Source organism: Marinithermus hydrothermalis DSM 14884 (assembly GCF_000195335.1).
Lineage (GTDB): Bacteria > Deinococcota > Deinococci > Deinococcales > Marinithermaceae > Marinithermus > Marinithermus hydrothermalis.
In genome coordinates, this window is record NC_015387.1 from 1,524,515 (window position 1) to 1,541,232 (window position 16,718).

Below are 16,718 nucleotides of genomic sequence, written 5' to 3' on the forward strand. Positions count from 1 at the left end.
GCAGGCTAGGGAAAACGAAAGGGGGGACCTTAGTGAAAGGCCCCAAACTCATGATCGGTATAGCGTTGGCCCTCCTGGTCGGGGGGCTTCCCCTAGCGGCCGCACAACGCACGCAAGGCTCGCCTTCGGGGGTGGTGTTCCGCGTCTTCTCCGTGAGCGACGAGCTCACGGCGGATGGCATCAGCACCACCACCCTGGTCGCCTTCCTCTCAGACGGAGCTGGGAACACCTTCAATAACGAGCAGGTGCGTTTCATCCTACAAGGCGGGGTGGGCACGCTCTTCACCCCAGAGCTGGGCAGCGACGCGAGCGCCGAGGCCGCGCAAGACGAGGCGTCCCTCGACCGCAGCCGCCAGGTTGCGCGCAACAGTGTGAACGGCGTGAGCCTCGGAAACGGGATGTACGTGGCCCGGTTTCGGGCCGGCACGGTGCCCGGAACCGCAACGATCACCGTGGTCTGGCTGAACTTCCCAGGCACGAACGTGCCCACCGAGACCCTCGAGATCGAGCTTGCGGAGGAGGAGCAGCTGGACGTGTTCGTGGACGACGCGGTGCTCCTCGCGGACGGTAAGGACTCGGCCACAATCATCGCGTACGTCCTGGATGAACTGGAACGCCCCGCGCTGGACGCCGAGGTGACGTTCAGCGTGGTGAACGGCCCCGGCACCATCACCCCCGTCAGCAGCGCCGGCGGGCGGTACGTGGCCCGCTACACGGCCGGCCGCGCTCCGGGCAACGCCACGATCGAGGTGACGCTTCCCACGATCTCCCGCTCGCTCAAAAAACGCGTGAGCATCAAGACCGTGGAAGCCGCCCGGCTCACGGGCAAGGCCTTTCCTCAAGAGGTGCGGGTCCTCGAGGAGGACGGCAGGGTAACCCCGGGCAACACCGCCACCATCGTGGTCGCGGTGCGCGACGGGGATGGCAAGCTCGTGCGGGGCCTTTCCGAAGGGGAGCTCTTCGCGCAGGTGGTGAATGGCCCCGGCCGGGTCTCCCAAGGCCGCGAGATCCCGCTCGCCTCAGGGGAAGGCTCGGGCGTGTACTACTTCACCTTCACCGCCACGCGGGAGTCCGGCAGCGCCACGGTCCGCATCACGAACGTCTCTACCCTCCGGAACCCTCGTACCGACGTGCGCATCCGCACCGTCTCCAGCACGCGCCGGCGCAGCAGTCAGCGCCAGCAGCTGGAGGTCACAGCGTACGCCGATGATCCCTTGTTCAGCGACGGGCAGTCCAAGGGCCTTGTCGTGGTCGCCTACACGAACGCAGCCCTCGAGGAGGCCCCAGACTTCGAGTTGAATCTGGCCTTTACCGAAGGGGACGCGACCCTGGATCAGCCCCCGCAAGAGCTCGAGAACCTCTCCGGAGCGGAAGGAACCGGCGTGTACGTGGCTTCCTTCACCGCGGGCGAGTCCGTGAGCCGGAGCCGGGCACGGGTTCTCGCCACGATCCTCCTCCCCGACGGGGAGACCGAGAGCGAGTCCGACGAGATCACGACCGCACCGCCCGAACCCCCTACCGTCGTAGTGTTCCCCGACCGGCTTCCCGCAGGCCAGGCGCAGGCCTTCGTGGATATCTTCAACTTCGAGGGGCTCGAGCTGGAGCGGGAGGGCAACCGGTACCTGACCGAGGTGGTGAGCGGGCCGGGCCGTATCCTGCAGGAGGCGCGGAACGATGGAGAGTTCCCCGACGCCCTCGCGGGGGATAACGTGCACTCCGCGCTGTACGAGGCGGGGGGCACCTCCGTGGAGCGGGAGATCATCCTGCGCGTCACGGACCTCGCCCCGCGCAGCCGGCCGTTCGAGCAGGTCGAGCTCGAGCTGGACCCCAGTGCGGAGATCGAGGCGATCGCCTTTCCCATGACCGCGAACCGGGTGGAGATGGTCCAGGTGGTGGCGTTCGTACGCGACGCGTTCGGCCTGCCGGCCGTGGGGCACGATCTGTTCTTCACGGTCACCAGCGGGGACGGCGACGTGGTGGCTGACGGGCGGATGTTCGATGACGGCGGAACGGTGGCGGGCTTCCGGGACGCCTACGCGAACGACGGCGTGTACGTGGGCGCGTTCCGCCCGAGCGGCACCGCGCGCGGCTCGATCACCCTGCGCATCACGGACACCACCCCGACCCCGCAACCCACGGAGGACGTGCGGGTGCGGGTGCGTTAACGGACCGGCGCCTCCAGGGCCCCAGCGAAGGCCTCCTCCAGCCCGGCACGCCCCAGCGCTTGCTCTAACGCGCGGAAGAAGGCGCGGTAGTGCGCCTCGCGCGCTCCCTCACCCATCAGGCCGAGCCGCAGGACTCGCCCGGCCGTGGGGCCGATACCTCCGGCCACGACCACGCCCGCTGCCCGCAGCCTTCGGCGGAGCTCGGCCTCGTCCAAGAATTCGGGAACCGTCACCACCAGCACGGTCTCGAGGCGAGCCCCTTCCCGAGCGAACACCCGAAACCCCAGGTCTTCCAGGACTGAGGCCGCCGCCCGGTACAACCGCTCCGCCCGTGCCCGGCGGGCCTCCAGCCCCTCCTCAAACACCACGGACAGGGCTTCCTCGAGGGCGTAATGCAGCGGGACGGGGGCGGTGTGGTGGTAAGCGTGCTGCTCCCAGTAGGCCGCAATCCGCGTGAAGTCCGTGTACCAGACACGCCCCGTCCCGAGCGCTGCGCGGGCACGGGCCGAGAGGGCGAAAGGCGCGAGGCCTGGCGGTGCGGAGAGGCATTTCTGGCTTCCGGTGAAGGCGTAGTCGGCCCCAATCCTTTGCATGGAGAAGGGCAGCATTCCCGCGGTGGTCACGGCGTCCACCATGTATAAGGCCCCGTGCGCCCGGGCCAGCGCGCCGATCGCCTCGACGGGGTTACGCACCCCGGTCGAGGTCTCCCCGTGCACCACCGCTACGATCCGGTAGCGCCGCGCCCGCAGGGCCCGCGCCACGTCCTCCGGGTCCACCGGCCAGCCGGGCGGAGCGGAAACAACGTCGACCTCGAGGCCGTGCTGGCGTGCGATCTGCGCGATACGAGCACCGAACGCGCCGTTTTCGAGGACGAGCACGCGATCCCCCGCACGAGTGAGCCCCGCGAGGCCCGCTTCCATGCCCAAGCTGCCGGTCCCGGCGAGCGCGGCCACGAGCGCGCCCTCCCCGGGATCGTACAGGTCGCGCAGAAAGGCTTGGATGCGGCGGTTGGTCTCGAGCACCTCGGGGTCCAGGTGGGCGCGCATGGGACGGGCGAGCGCCGCCTGCACCCTGGGGGGGATGGGGGTCGGTCCGGGGGTGAGCAGTACCATCGCGTTCCTCCCAAAACGAAATGAAGAAAGCGCCCCTTATGGGGCATACCCAGGCGAACCCTTCCCGGTCTCGGGGGAGGGGCTCGCCTTAGGGGGTAGCTCGCACAAAGAGGCGCATCTTCTGGTCCTTACTATAGCCGGGGGGCTTGCCTGGCTCAATACCCGGAGGGCGGATCTGCTAACCTGGTAGGGATGAAGGACTACTACGCCATCCTCGGCGTGTCCAGGGACGCCTCCCAGGACGAGATCAAGCGGGCCTACCGGAAGCTCGCCCTGAAGTACCACCCGGACAAAAACCCCGGCGACAAGGAGGCCGAGGAGCGCTTTAAGGAGATCAACGAGGCCTACTCGGTCCTTTCCGACCCGGAAAAACGCGCGCAGTACGATCGGTTCGGCACCACCTACCCTGGTGCGGGACGGGAGTACCAGGACATCCCCTTCAACGACCTTTTCAACCTCTTCGAGGAGATGTTCGGGGTTTCCTTCGGTGGTCGGGGCGCCGCCCGAACGCGGCCCGCGCGCGGGGAGGACCTCGAGGTCAGCGTCCCGGTAGACCTCAAGACGGTCTACCAAGGCGGCGAGGTCGAGGTGCGGTACGAGCGGCTGGTGATGTGCGAGGCCTGCCGAGGGGAGGGGGGAGAACGCCGCACCTGTCCCTCGTGCCGTGGCTCGGGGCGCGTGGAGGCGTACCGGCAGAGCCTTTTCGGCACGATGGTTACCCAAACCCCTTGCCCGCAGTGCAAAGGGCGGGGGTTCATTCTCGTGGAGGCGTGCGACGCTTGCCAAGGCCGGGGGCGCACGCGCAAAGAGGAGCGTATCTCCGTGAACCTGCCCGCCGGCATGGACGAGGGCCATCTGTTGCGCGTGGCCGGCATGGGCAACCACGGCCCCGGTGGGGCGGGGGACTTATTCGTGCGCGTGCAGGTGCAGCCGCACCCTGAGCTCGAGCGCGACGGCCAGAACCTGGTGTACTGCCTGCGGCTGGGGTTGGCGCAGGCCGCGCTGGGCGCGAAGGTGGAGGTGCCCACCCTGGAGGGGCCGGTGCCCCTGGAGGTGCCCCCCGGGACCGGGCACGGCGAGGTGTTCGAGCTCGAGGGGTACGGCCTGCCGCACCCGAACGGGGCGCAAAAGGGAAGCCTGCTTGTGGTGACCGAGCTCGTCGTGCCTAAGAAGCTCTCGGCGAAGGCGCGGGACCTGCTCCGCGCCTACGCCGAGGAGGTGGGCGAGGCCGTGCACACCGAGGGGTTTTGGGACAAGGTCAAGAAGGTCTTTAAATAGCGCGGTTCACTCCGAGGGCAGGGCGGCCTGGGCCTGGAAGAGGTTCACGCCGCTTTCCACGATCTGGACGAGCTTGCCCATCGTGGCTTCTTCCTCGACCTGCTCCTCGATGAACCACTGGAGGAACTGGAAGGTGGTGTAGTCCTTCTCCGCGAGGGCGGTCTCGGCCATGCGGTGGAAGGAACGGGTCACCTCCTGCTCCCAGGCGAGGGCTTTCTGGACGGCCTCGAGGGCGGAGGCGAACCGGGGTTGGGCCTCGGGCACTGCGGGGAAGGTGAGGTCCGCCCCCACGTCGAGCAAGAAGCGCACGATCCGCATGGCGTGTTCGCGCTCTTCCTCCGACTGGCGGAAGAAGAACGCGGCCCAACCGTCGAGGCCTTGGCGCGCGAAGTAAGCGGCCATGGCCAGGTAGCGCTGGGCGGCTGTGTGCTCCGCGCCGATCTGGTCCACCAGCATTTCTCGTAGTTTTTCGCTGATCATATGCGACCTCCATTTTCATTATAGCGAGGCCGGTGCAGCCCCTACCTCAATTGATAAGTTATGCTTGATTCGTGCATGTTCATGCGTTAAGCTCCTCCAAGGGGCCGCCATGGTATGCTAAAGCCCCGGGTACAACTCGCCTACCCCTCGCCTAGGGAGGAGTATGCCGCCACGCAAAGACCTGAAAAAGATCCTGATCATCGGCAGCGGACCCATCACCATCGGCCAAGCGGCCGAGTTCGATTACTCCGGCACCCAAGCCGTCAAGGCCCTCCGCAACGCGGGGTACCAGGTGGTCCTCGTCAACTCCAACCCAGCCACGATCATGACCGACCCCGAGCTCGCGGAGGCCACCTACATCGAACCCCTCACCCCGGAGTTCATCGAACGCATCATCGCCAAGGAACGCCCCGACGCTCTGCTGCCCACCCTGGGCGGCCAGACCGCCCTCAACCTCGCCACCGCCCTCTGGGAGGCCGGGGTGCTCGAGCGTTACGGGGTCGAGCTCATCGGGGCGAACCACGAGGCCATCAAAAAAGGCGAGGACCGGGAGGCCTTCCAAGCCGCGATGCGCAAGATCGGCGTGGAGGTCCCCCGAGGCAAGATGGTGCACAGCCTCGAGGAAGGCCTGGCCTTCGCCCGCGAGGTGGGGTACCCGGTCGTGGTGCGCCCCTCGTTCACCCTGGGCGGCACCGGCGGCGGATTCGCCCACAGCGAGGAGGAGTTCATCCGGGTGCTCACCGCCGGCCTGCAGCAAAGCCCGGTGCACACCGCGCTCGTGGAGGAGTCCATCCTCGGGTGGAAGGAGTACGAGCTCGAGGTGATGCGCGACCACGCGGACACCGTGGTGATCATCACCTCGATCGAGAACCTCGACCCCATGGGGGTCCACACCGGGGACTCGATCACCGTAGCTCCGGCGCAGACGCTGACCGACGTCGAGTACCAACGCATGCGGGACGCCGCTCGGGCGATCATCCGGGAGATCGGGGTGGACACCGGCGGCTCGAACATCCAGTTCGCTGTGGACCCCAAGACCGGCCGCATGGTCGTGATCGAGATGAACCCCCGCGTCTCCCGCTCCTCGGCGCTCGCCTCCAAAGCCACCGGGTACCCCATCGCCAAGATCGCCGCGCTCCTCGCGGTCGGGTACCGGCTCGACGAGCTCCCAAACGACATCACCCGCAAAACCCCGGCCTCCTTCGAACCCACCATCGACTACGTGGTGGTCAAGATCCCCCGCTTCGCCTTCGAGAAATTCCAGCCCCTCCCCAACACCCAAGGCGCCCTCTCGGACGCGCTGGGCACGCAGATGAAGTCCGTGGGCGAGGTCATGGCGATCGGGCGCAGCTTCAAGGAGGCCTTCATGAAGGCCCTCCGGGGCCTCGAGGGCGACGTGCGCTACGAGGTGGGCGACCTTCCCACCGCCGAGCTGGAGGGCCTCCTCTACCCCAACCCCCGGCGGATCCACGCGGTGATGGAGCTCCTGCGGCGCGGCATGCGCGTGGAGGAACTCCACGAACGCACGCACATCGATCCCTGGTTCCTCCACCAGCTCGCTGAGATCGTGGAGGCCGAAGCCTACGCGAAATCCCTCGGCCCGATCGAGGACTGGACACCCGAGGACTTCCACGAGCTCAAGCAGGTGGGCCTCTCCGACCGCCGCCTCGCCGAGCTCGCCCAAACGAGCGAGCTCGAACTCCGCGCGCGGCGCAAGCAACTGGGCGTGGTGCCGGTCTACAAGACCGTGGACACCTGCGCCGCGGAGTTCGAGGCGTACACGCCGTACCACTACTCCACCTACGAGGAGGAGGACGAGGTCGCCCCTTCCAGTAAACCCAAGGTCGTCATCCTGGGCTCCGGCCCCATCCGGATCGGCCAGGGGGTGGAGTTCGACTACGCCACGGTCCACGCCGTCTGGGCGCTCCAGGAGGCCGGGTTCGAGACCATCATGGTGAACTCGAACCCCGAGACCGTCTCCACCGACTACGACACCGCGGACCGCCTCTACTTCGAGCCCCTCACCTTCGAGGACGTGCTGAACCTGGTGGAGCACGAAACCCCCGTGGGCGTCATCCTCTCCCTCGGCGGGCAGACCCCCCTCAAGCTCGCGAAACGGCTCGCCGAGGCTGGCGTGCCCATCCTCGGCACCCCCCCCGAGGCGATCCACACCGCGGAGGAACGCGAGGCCTTCAACCGCCTCACCCAATCCCTCGGCATCCCCCAGCCCAAGGGGGCCGTCGCCCGGGACCCGCTGCACGCCCAAGAGCTCGCGGAAACCCTCGGCTACCCCCTGATGGTGCGGCCGAGCTACGTCCTGGGCGGCCGGGCCATGCAGGTGGTGCGCACCCCCGAGGAATTGCGCCGCTACCTCGCGGAGGTGTACGGCGCGCTCGCGGAAAAACCCTCGATCCTCCTAGACCAGTACCTCGAGGGCGCTCTCGAGCTCGACGTGGACGCGATCGCGGACGGCGAGCGCGTGGTGGTGGCCGGGATCATGGAGCACGTGGAGCGGGCCGGGGTGCACTCGGGCGACTCCGCCACCCTCCTCCCCCCCACAAGCCTCACACCGCAACTCCTCGAGACCGTCAAGGACTACACCCGCCGCCTCGCCCAAGCCCTCGGCGTGCGGGGGCTCTTGAACGTGCAGTACGCCGTCAAGGACGACACCGTCTACGTCCTCGAGGCCAACCCGCGCGCCTCGCGCACCGTGCCCTTCGTCTCCAAGGCGATCGGGCACCCTCTCGCGAAGTACGCCGCGCTCATCGCGGTGGGCAAGACCCTCGAGGAGCTCGGGTTCACCGAGGATCCCAGCCCGCGCCTCTACGCGGTGAAGGAGGTGGTGATCCCCTGGCTCAAGTTCCCCGGCGTGATCCCGGTCCTGGGGCCGGAGATGCGCTCCACAGGGGAAAGCATGGGGATCGACACCGACCCGTACCGGGCCTACTACCGCGCCCAGGTGGGAGCGGGGCAGGCCCTGCCCCTCGAGGGCCGGGTGCGGTTCATCGGCGAGGGGCTGGAAGCCCTCAAGGCCGCCTACCAGCAGGCCGGGTTCCGGATCTCCGACGAGGCGTACGACCTCCTCATCTGCACCGTCCCCGACCCCGAGCTGCGCCGCGCCGTGGAGTTGGGCACGCCCTTCATCACTACGCCCGAGGCCGCCCGGTGGAGCCTCGAGGCCATCCTGCGCGCCCGCGAGCACGGCCTCGAGCCCCGCGCGCTACAGGACTGGCACGCCGCCCCAACCCGAGGGTAACCCCATGCCACCCCGCCTGATCGACATCACCCGCGCTCTGTACCCCGGCCACCCCGTCTGGCCGGGGGATGCGCCTTTTGCCCTCGAGCTCACCGCCAGCATGCGCGATGGGCAACCCGCGAACGTGATGCGGTTCTCCAGCACCACGCACCTGGGCACCCACCTGGACGCCCCCTTCCACTACGACCCGGCGGGAATCCGGCTCGGGGAGGTGCCCCTCGAGGTTTTGATGGGCCCTGCCCTCGTGATCCACGCGCCGGGCCGCGAACGCCTTGGGCCGGAGGTCCTCGAGGGGCTCGAGGCCCTTCCCGAGCGGGTGCTGTTTTTCACCGGGCAGCCGAACCGCTGGATGCGCTTCCCTACCGCGTTCACCGGCCTGAGCCCCGCGCTCGTGCATGCGCTCGCGCGGCGGGGGGTCCGGCTTGTGGGCACCGACGCGCCCAGCGTGGACCGCTTCGAGGACGCAGCGCTGCCCGTGCACCGGGCGTGCGCCGAGGCCGGCGTGTTCATCCTCGAGGGGCTGGTCCTAAAGGGCGTACCGGCGGGACGGTACGAGCTCGTGTGCCTGCCGCTTCCCCTGCCCACGGCGGACGCCGCTCCGGTGCGGGCCATTCTGCGCTAGTCACGCTCCCGCTCGAGCAGCAATCCGGCCGGGGTCAGGACGCGCTCCACCTGCCCCAGAAAGTAGTCCGCGATCACCGCGAGCAGTGCGGTCGGCACCGCGCCGAACCAGACGTGCGGGGGAATGCGGAGCTGGATGCCGTTCACGATCGGCTCCCCCAGCCCCCCGGCCCCTACGAGCCCCCCCAGCACCGCGGTGCCCACGTTCAGCACCACCGAGGTACGGATCCCGGCCAGAATGACCGGTACCGCGTGGGGCAGCTCCACCTGCCAAAGCAGCTGCCGGGGCGTCATACCCATCCCGAGCCCCGCGTCGAGCTGGGCGCGGTCCACGCTCTCGAGGCCCGCGATGGTGTTCCGTACGATGGGGAGCAGGCCGTTGATCACGAGGGCCACGATGGTCGGCCAGACCCCGAACCCCAGCACGGGAAAGGCGATCGCGATCACCGCGAGCGACGGCACCGTCTGCCCGGCATTGGCGAGGCCGCTCACGATCGGGGCGAACTCCTCGCGGTACGCGGGGCGCGTCGCGAGGATCCCGAGCGGCACCGCGATCAGCACCGAGATCCCCGAGGAGATCAGGACGAGCTCGATGGTGCGCAGCCCGAGCCGGAGCATGTCCCCGCCTGGGTAGGGGATGTCGTCCGCGTACTCGGGCCAGATCGCGAGCATTACGCGGGCGTGCAGCTCGTCCAGGCTGAAAAACCCGATCAGCAATCCCAGGGAAAGCAACGCCTGCAGTACGGGACCCAACAGCCTCAAGACGCGACCTCCCCCGCCTCGAGGTCCTCCAACAGCCGGATCAGCTTGGCCCGCGGCACCCACCCCACGAGCTCATCCCGGCCGCGCACCACCGCCACGATGCGGAACCCGGTCGCGATCATGACCGACAACGCCTCGCGCACCGTCGTGTGGTGCGGCACCGCGATGGTCCCAGCGTCCCGCCGCGCCAGGAGCGTGCGGATGGATTCGTTGCGCTCCAGGTCCTCCCGGTCCACCCACCCCACGAGCCGCCGGCCCTCCGCCACGAACACTCGACGCACCGCATAGCGCTGCATCAACTCCCGCACCTCGTCCAAGGACGCGTCCGGCCCCACCTGCGGCGGGTTGGGCTCCATCACGTCCTGTACGCGCAGCAAGCCCAGGGACTTCAGCGCGCGGTCCGCGCCGACGAAGTCGCGCACAAAAGCGTTAGCGGGCCGCTTGAGGATGGCCGCGGGGGTGTCGTACTGGATCAGCTTACCGTCCTTGAGGATCGCGATGCGGTCCCCCAGCTTGATGGCCTCGTCGATGTCGTGCGTTACGAACACGATGGTCTTCTTGAGCGCGCTTTGGATACCCAGCAGCTCGTCCTGAAGCCGTTCGCGCGTGATGGGGTCGAGCGCGCCAAAGGGCTCATCCATAAGGAGGATCGGCGGGTCCGCCGCAAGCGCGCGCGCCACCCCCACGCGCTGCTGCTGGCCCCCGGAAAGCTGCCGGGGGTACTTGTCGCGAAAGGCACGGGGCTCGAGGCCCACGAGCGCGAGGAGTTCGTCCACCCGCGCGGCGATGCGCTCCTTGGGCCACCCCAGAAGCCGGGGCACGACCCCCACGTTCTGCGCGATCGTCATGTGGTCAAACAGGCCGACGCTTTGAATCACGTACCCCATCTTGCGCCGGAGTTCCTCGGGACGCATCGAGCGGGTGTCCTTCCCCTCGATGAGCACCCGCCCCTCGGTGGGCTCCACCAAACGGTTGATCATGCGGAGCGTGGTGGTCTTGCCGCACCCCGACGGCCCGATCAAGACGCAGGTCTCCCCAGCCGCGATGGAAAGCGTGACGCCATCCACCGCCACGTGCGTCCCGTACCGCTTGGTGAGGTTCTCGAGTTGAATCATGCTCACGCGGCTTCCTCCCCCAAACGCAGTCCAGGCGAGGTTAACAAGCGCTGCACAAGCTGCAACACCCCGTCCACGCTAAACGCGAGCAACACTGCGGGAATCGTGCCCAAAAGGATCTGCACCAGGCTGACCCGCGCGATGCCCGTGAAGATGTAAAACCCCAGTCCGCCCGCCCCGATGAGCTGCGCGATGGTCGCGATGCCCACCGTAAGCACCGCGGCGTTGCGCACTCCCGCCATGATGACCGGAACCGCGCGGGGCAGCTGGACCCGCCAGAGGATCTGGCGGGTGGTCATGCCCATGCCTCGAGCCGCGTCCACCTGCGCCTCGGGGACGCTCTTCAATCCCACGTAGGTGTTGCGAATAACGGGCAGCAACGCGTACAAGGTCAACGCGGTGATCGCGGGGGCCGCGCCGAGCCCTGAGATCCCCACGCTCCGCAGCGCGGGGTAGGCCCGGCTGAGGGCCGCAAGCGGGTCTAGCAGCATCGCAAACAACGCGATGGAGGGAATCGTGAAGATCACACCCGCGACCCACAGACTCACCAAAGCCACCCGCTCGCGGTAACTGCCCCAGATCCCGAGGGGCACCCCGATCCCTACCGCGAAGGCCAACGCGAACCCGGTCAGTAGGAGGTGCTCGAGGAGGTGGATCTGCAGCTGGCCCCGGCGGATCTCGCGCTGGAACTCGAGGACGAGCAGGTTCTCCGCACCTCCCGCAACCACGCCGTACAGGATGTGCCCCAGCACCACCAGCCCTGGCAACCAGGTCACCGCAGTCACCAGGCTGCGCGGGTACCCTTGCCGGCGCAGGAGGAGCACACCCGCGGAGAAGACCAGGCCGAACCCCACCAGGCTCAGCCACGCGCCGCTGCTCCATAACGCCACCCGCGCGATCAACCCCTCCGCGCGGCCCGCGGCGATCAGGGTTTCGCTCAAGAAGTACACAAAGAGCAGCCCCACCCCTGCGCTTAGGGCGAGCCCCCACCCCTGGTAGCGGAAGGGCGCCCCCACGCTCAGGGCGAGGCTCACCCCCACCACCAGCGGGATCAGGTACGCGCCCGGCCACACCGCGGCCAGCGCGAGGAGGTGGATGAAGGTCGTGTTGAACTTGGAGCCCAGCGCGATCGGGTTCGGCGCGCTGATGAACCACGGCAGGGCCAGCATCGCGGCGAGCGCGAGCAGGCTCCCCAGCACCCCGACCCGGCTGACGGTACGCTCCATGGGCCTCCCCCAAGAAAAACGGCCGGGCCTTCGCGGCCCGGCTTTGAGCTCGAGGTTAGTTCAGGATGCCCAGTTCCTTCAGGTAGTCGCGGGCCACGTCCTCAGGGCGTTCCCCGTCCACATCCACGCGGCCGTTCAGGCGCGCGAGGGTTGCGTCGTCCAGGGTCTTGAAGATCCGGCAGAGGAGCGCCTCGATCTCGGGGTGCTGCTCGAGTAGTTCCCCCCGCACGACCGGCGTGGGGCGGAAGACGACCTGCGCGCCCTTGGTGTCCTTAAGCACCACCAGGTCGAACGCCCCGATCGTGCCGTCCGTCCCGTACACCACACCCAGGTTCACGCCCCCTGCACGGTTCGCCACGGCCTGTGCGGTCACGTAGGAGCCCTGCCCCAGAACGCGCACGTTCTCGCGGGGGATCTTGTACCCGTAGGTGCGCTCGAAGGCCTCCAGGGCGTCCGAGCGGTTCACGAACTCCGGGTTGGCCGCGAGGGTCACCTGCCCGCCCTCCGCGAGGTAGCGGGCCAGGTCCTCGTGCGTGAACACGTTGTTCGCCTCCGCAAAATCCCGCCGCACCGCGAGCGCCCAGGTGTTGTTCGCCGGAGCCGGGCAGAGCCAGTGCAGGTTGTTCTCCTCCGCGTCCACCTGCTTCAAAAGCTCGTACCCCTTCTCGGCGTCGTGCGCGAGCGCCTGGAGCTCCGCATTCTTCGAGAAAAAGACGGTGATCGCGGTGCCCGTGTACTCGGGGTACATGTCCAGCTCCCCGGCCTCGAGGGCCTCGCGCGCGACGGTGCTGCCGCCCAGCCCGAACTTGCGGTTGACCTTAAAGCCCTGGGCCTCGAGGGCCTGGGCCATCATCTCCCCGAGGATGAATTGCTCCGTGAAGTTCTTGGAGCCAATGGTGACGGTGCCCTTTTGCGCGAGCGCCGCGCCTAGCATAAAACCAAGTAGCAACAAGCCGATGGTCTTCCTCATGCGCATACCTCCAAGCAACCCTATCCCCTACGACCGCCATCGGCAGCGTTTTACGGGCTGCTTCCGTACTGTACGAACTCACTGTAACATTCAGTCCGCCCAGGTATGTTCACGAGATTACACTACAACCCGCCCCCGACCATGGTCGGGTGCGGGTTGGGCACGGCGTGCGCTTACTCCGCCTGTTCCTTCTTCTGCTTGGCCGCGGCGTACGCCTGCGCGTCGCGGTTGGTGCGCTTGCGGTCCTGCTTGATGCGGGCGGCTTTGCCCCGGCGCTCGCGCAGGTAGTAGAGCTTCGCCCGGCGCACCTTACCGCGGGCTAGCACGTCGATGCGGTCGATCAAGGGCGAGTGGAGCGGGAAGATGCGCTCCACACCTTCCCCGTGGGAGATCTTGCGCACGGTGAAGGAGGTGTTCAAACCGTTGCGCTTGATCTTGATGACCACCCCTTCGAAAGCCTGGATGCGCTGGCGGTTCCCCTCCACCACCCGGTAGTGCACCCGCAGGGTATCCCCCACGCGGAACTCCGGAAGGTCGTTACGGACGTAGGGCTGTTCTACGATTTTGAGCAGGGCACCTCGGTTCAGCTTCATCGCGTTTCTCCTTTCCAGCGGAGCCGAGAAGGCTCATGGATGCTCACAACGTGCCAGCCAGTGCCGGCCACGCTAACCTTCGTCAGTATAGTCGCCCCCTTCGGCCGCGTCAAACCGCGCTAGGAACTCGAGGTCCTCCGCGGTGAGCGGTGCGCGCTTGAGCAGGTCCGGCCGGCGCTTTAGGGTGCGTTCGAGGGCGCGCTCGCGCCGCCAGCGCTCGATCCGTGCGTGGTGGCCGCTCGTGAGGACCTCCGGCACCTCTAGTCCGCGGAACTCGGGGGGGCGGGTGTACTGGGGGTAGTCGAGTAACCCCCAGGAGAACGAGTCCTTCTGGTGGCTCTCCGGGTCCCCCAACACCCCCGGCACGAGCCGCGCGGTGGCCTCGAGGATCGCGAGGGCCGCGACCTCCCCCCCCATCAAAACGTAGTCCCCGATGGACACCTCCCGCGTCACGAAGTGCTCCACCCGCGCGTCGATCCCCTCGTACCGGCCGGCGAGGAGGACGAGGTGTTGTTTTTGGCTGAGCTCCTCGGCCATCCGTTGGGTGAAGGGATCGCCTGCGGGACTCAAGAGGATGACCTCGTCGGCGGGCAACGCGGCCTCGATCGCCCGGACGACCACGTCCACGCGCATCACCATCCCCGCGCCGCCCCCGTACGGGTAATCGTCCACCTGGCGGTGCTTGTCCGTGGTGTACTCGCGGATGTCGCGTACGTCCACCCGGATCAGGCCGCGGCGGATGGCCTTGGCGATCAGGGCCTCCTCGGTCCAGGGGCGCACCAAGCCGGGAAACAGGGTGAGGATGGTGTAGCGCAGCATGGCGAACCCGCGCGTTCGGCGGTCACTCCTCTAAAAGGCCGGGGATCGGGTCGACGTGAATCCCGTCCGCCCGCACCTCGACATAAGGGGCCTGGAGCGGCACCAGGTACTCGCGAAGGCCCTTGCGGATCACGAGCACGTCCTGCGCACCCGTGTCCCGGACCTCCGCAACCTCACCAAAAGCTTCGCCGCGCACGAAGACCCGCCGCCCCACCAGCTGGAAGTAGTAGTACACCCCCTCCTCCAACGGCGGGAGGGCTGCCTCGTCCGCGTACACCGCGAGACCCACCAGCTCCTCCGCGAGCGTGCGGTTCGTAACGCCCGCGAGGTACAGGATGAGGTCGCCGCCCACCTCCTCCACTCCCTCGATCGAGCGGTACCCTTTGCCCTCGATCCAGACGCGGTCCAGGTGCTCCAAAAGCCCTACCTCCCCCTCGGTGCGGAACCGGATCCCGCCCGAGAGGGCGTAGGGCTTCCCGAGCCGACCAATCAGGATGCGGCTCATCGCACCTCGACCGACGCGCGGCCGCGGGCGAAAGCCCGCACGATGGTGCGGATGCTCTCGATCACCCGCCCCTTGCGCCCGATCAGGCGTCCCTTCTCCTCGGGGGCGACCTCCACGTAGTAGACGGTCCCACGGGGGCCGCGCTTTTCCGTGACCCGCACGGCACCCGGGGTGTCCACCACGGCTTTGGCGAGGTACTCGACGACTTCCCTCATTCGCTCTCGGGTTTGGGCTCGTCCTTCTTGAAGACGCCGGCCATCCGCAGGATGCGGCGGGCGGTGTCGGTCGGCTGCGCGCCGACGCTCAGCCAGTAGCGGGCCCGCTCCACATCCACCTTGTACCAGTTGGGCGTGGTCTTCCGCGGGTCGTAGTACCCGATCTTCTCGATGTACTTCCCGTCGCGCTTGCGGCGCGCGTCGGCGACCACGATGCGGTAGTGCGGGTTGAACTTCGAACCAAAGCGAGCCAGACGAATCTTAACCATGTTCTTACCTCCTAAACCATCCCCTGCGGCGCTGGGTCTTCTGCAGGGTCTTCATCATGGCCTTCGTTTCCTCGAAGGTCTTGATGAGCCGGTTGATCTCCTGAACGCTCGTCCCGCTGCCGCGCGCGATGCGGCGCCGGCGGGAGGCGTTGAGGATCTTGGGGTTGCGGCGCTCCGCGGGCGTCATGGAGAGGATGATCGCCTCCACGCGCTTGAACGCGCGCTCGTCCACCGAAAACTCCGGCGGCAGCATGCGGGACACCCCCGGGATCATCTTCAACAGATCCCCCAACGAGCCCATCTTGCGCACCTGGCGCATCTGGTTCAAGAGGTCGTTCAGGTCGAACTCGTGGGGGGCCTTCTCCGGCGCTTCCAGCTCGGCCTCCTGGGCCTTTTCCAGCAGGGTCTGGATATCCCCCATGCCCAGGATGCGCTGCGCGAGCCGGTCCGGGTAGAAGGGCTCGAGGCCCTCGAGCTTCTCCGAGGTTCCCGCGAAGTAGATGGGTTTTCCGGTGACGAAGCGCGCGCTCAAGGCCGCCCCGCCTCGGGCGTCGCCGTCGAGCTTGGTGAGGACAAGGCCCGTGACGCCGATGCGCTCGTCGAAGGTCTTGGAGACGCCGAGCGCCTCCTGACCGGTCATCGCGTCCACCACCAAGAGGGTCTCGGTGGGGTTGAGCACCGCCTTCTGGCGCGCCAGGGCCTCCATGAGCGGCTCGTCGATCTGAAGGCGCCCTGCGGTGTCCACGATGACGAGGTCGCGGTAGTCCGTCTTGAGGTGGTCTTTGAGGCGCTGAGCGGTCACCTCGGGCGGCTCGTTGTCCGCGACCTCGAGCACCGGCACCCCGACCCGTTCGCCGAGGATCCGGAGCTGTTCGCGGGCCGCGGGCCGCTGGGTGTCCGCCGCGACCAGGAGCGGGCGGCGCCCCTTGCTCTTGTAGTAACGCGCGAGCTTCCCCGCGGTGGTGGTTTTACCCGAGCCCTGCAGGCCCACCAGGAACCACAGGTTTCCCTCGTGGCGCAGCTCGGGCTGCACGGCCTTGCCGCCCAAGAGGTCCGTGAGCTCGTTGTACACGATGGTGTAGACCTGCTCCGCCGGGGTAAGGCTTTCCAGCACCTTTTGGCCGATCGCCTTCTCCTGAACCCGAGCCACGAAGGCCTTGGCGACCTCGAAGTTCACGTCGGCCTCGAGGAGGCTCATGCGGATCTCGCGCATGACCTGCTTGAGGTCCGCTTCGGTGATCCGGCCACGGCCTCGCAGCTTGTCCAGACTCTCGCGCAGTCTTCGGCTTAGGTTCTCGAACATGCCTCACCCCTGGCCCCTCAAGGCCACAC

Annotated in this window: 16 protein-coding genes; 4 read left to right on the plus strand and 12 right to left on the minus strand. The window is 67.8% G+C overall.

Annotated features, from left to right (window positions below; all coding sequences use genetic code 11):
• The first annotated feature begins 32 nt into the window (after window positions 1–32).
• A complete protein-coding gene (locus MARKY_RS07595) occupies window positions 33–2,165 on the plus strand; it encodes an Ig-like domain-containing protein (protein ID WP_013704290.1) in 2,133 nt (710 codons plus the stop codon).
• Here the strand turns inward: MARKY_RS07595 and MARKY_RS07600 are convergent.
• A complete protein-coding gene (locus MARKY_RS07600) occupies window positions 2,162–3,277 on the minus strand; it encodes a pyridoxal-phosphate-dependent aminotransferase family protein (protein ID WP_013704291.1) in 1,116 nt (371 codons plus the stop codon). The two genes, MARKY_RS07595 and MARKY_RS07600, sit on opposite strands and share 4 nt — an antisense overlap.
• A 192-nt stretch (window positions 3,278–3,469) precedes the next feature.
• Between MARKY_RS07600 and dnaJ the strand changes: the two genes are divergently transcribed.
• A complete protein-coding gene (gene dnaJ, locus MARKY_RS07605) occupies window positions 3,470–4,555 on the plus strand; it encodes a molecular chaperone DnaJ (RefSeq protein ID WP_013704292.1) in 1,086 nt (361 codons plus the stop codon).
• Window positions 4,556–4,561: 6 nt separating this feature from the next.
• Here dnaJ and MARKY_RS07610 read toward each other — a convergent pair whose 3' ends face one another.
• Window positions 4,562–5,035 (minus strand): ferritin, encoded by a 474-nt coding sequence (locus tag MARKY_RS07610; protein WP_013704293.1) that lies wholly within the window; start codon window positions 5,033–5,035, stop codon window positions 4,562–4,564.
• 163 nt (window positions 5,036–5,198) lie between these two features.
• On the opposite strand from MARKY_RS07610, the gene carB reads away from it, so the two are divergent.
• Both carB and MARKY_RS07620 read left to right on the plus strand, forming a co-directional pair.
• Window positions 5,199–8,291: a carbamoyl-phosphate synthase large subunit gene (carB, locus tag MARKY_RS07615; RefSeq protein ID WP_013704294.1), complete on the plus strand. Its 3,093-nt coding sequence runs from the start codon at window positions 5,199–5,201 to the stop codon at window positions 8,289–8,291.
• Between the two features lie 4 nt (window positions 8,292–8,295).
• Window positions 8,296–8,913 (plus strand): cyclase family protein, encoded by a 618-nt coding sequence (locus tag MARKY_RS07620; RefSeq protein ID WP_013704295.1) that lies wholly within the window; start codon window positions 8,296–8,298, stop codon window positions 8,911–8,913.
• On the opposite strand, the gene MARKY_RS07625 is transcribed toward MARKY_RS07620, so the two are convergent.
• The 10 genes from MARKY_RS07625 to ffh form a co-directional block, all read right to left on the minus strand.
• Complete coding sequence (locus tag MARKY_RS07625) at window positions 8,910–9,674, minus strand: ABC transporter permease (RefSeq protein WP_013704296.1); 765 nt, start codon at window positions 9,672–9,674, stop codon at window positions 8,910–8,912. The genes MARKY_RS07620 and MARKY_RS07625 overlap by 4 nt on opposite strands.
• On the minus strand, window positions 9,671–10,789 hold the full coding sequence (locus tag MARKY_RS07630; RefSeq protein ID WP_041658348.1) for a betaine/proline/choline family ABC transporter ATP-binding protein: 1,119 nt from the start codon (window positions 10,787–10,789) through the stop codon (window positions 9,671–9,673). The genes MARKY_RS07625 and MARKY_RS07630 overlap by 4 nt, the downstream gene beginning before the upstream one ends.
• A gap of 2 nt (window positions 10,790–10,791) precedes the next feature.
• Window positions 10,792–12,015, minus strand: coding sequence for an ABC transporter permease (locus tag MARKY_RS07635; RefSeq protein WP_013704298.1), 1,224 nt, complete (start codon window positions 12,013–12,015; stop codon window positions 10,792–10,794).
• Window positions 12,016–12,070: 55 nt separating this feature from the next.
• Complete coding sequence (locus MARKY_RS07640; RefSeq protein ID WP_013704299.1) at window positions 12,071–12,985, minus strand: ABC transporter substrate-binding protein; 915 nt, start codon at window positions 12,983–12,985, stop codon at window positions 12,071–12,073.
• A gap of 173 nt (window positions 12,986–13,158) precedes the next feature.
• Window positions 13,159–13,572 carry a 50S ribosomal protein L19 gene (gene rplS / locus MARKY_RS07645; RefSeq protein ID WP_041658350.1) on the minus strand — a complete coding sequence of 138 codons (414 nt, stop codon included), beginning with the start codon at window positions 13,570–13,572 and terminating at the stop codon, window positions 13,159–13,161.
• Window positions 13,573–13,650: 78 nt separating this feature from the next.
• The gene (gene trmD, locus MARKY_RS07650; protein WP_041658351.1) at window positions 13,651–14,394 is read right to left on the minus strand and encodes a tRNA (guanosine(37)-N1)-methyltransferase TrmD; all 744 of its coding nucleotides are present in this window, start codon (window positions 14,392–14,394) and stop codon (window positions 13,651–13,653) included.
• A gap of 25 nt (window positions 14,395–14,419) precedes the next feature.
• On the minus strand, window positions 14,420–14,902 hold the full coding sequence (gene rimM / locus MARKY_RS07655; RefSeq protein ID WP_013704302.1) for a ribosome maturation factor RimM: 483 nt from the start codon (window positions 14,900–14,902) through the stop codon (window positions 14,420–14,422).
• Window positions 14,899–15,117: a KH domain-containing protein gene (locus MARKY_RS07660; protein ID WP_013704303.1), complete on the minus strand. Its 219-nt coding sequence runs from the start codon at window positions 15,115–15,117 to the stop codon at window positions 14,899–14,901. The genes rimM and MARKY_RS07660 overlap by 4 nt, the downstream gene beginning before the upstream one ends.
• Window positions 15,114–15,386, minus strand: coding sequence for a 30S ribosomal protein S16 (gene rpsP, locus MARKY_RS07665; RefSeq protein ID WP_013704304.1), 273 nt, complete (start codon window positions 15,384–15,386; stop codon window positions 15,114–15,116). Before rpsP ends, MARKY_RS07660 begins: the two co-directional genes overlap by 4 nt.
• Before the next feature lie 4 nt (window positions 15,387–15,390).
• The gene (gene ffh, locus MARKY_RS07670) at window positions 15,391–16,689 is read right to left on the minus strand and encodes a signal recognition particle protein (protein WP_013704305.1); all 1,299 of its coding nucleotides are present in this window, start codon (window positions 16,687–16,689) and stop codon (window positions 15,391–15,393) included.
• Between the last annotated feature and the right edge of the window lie 29 nt (window positions 16,690–16,718).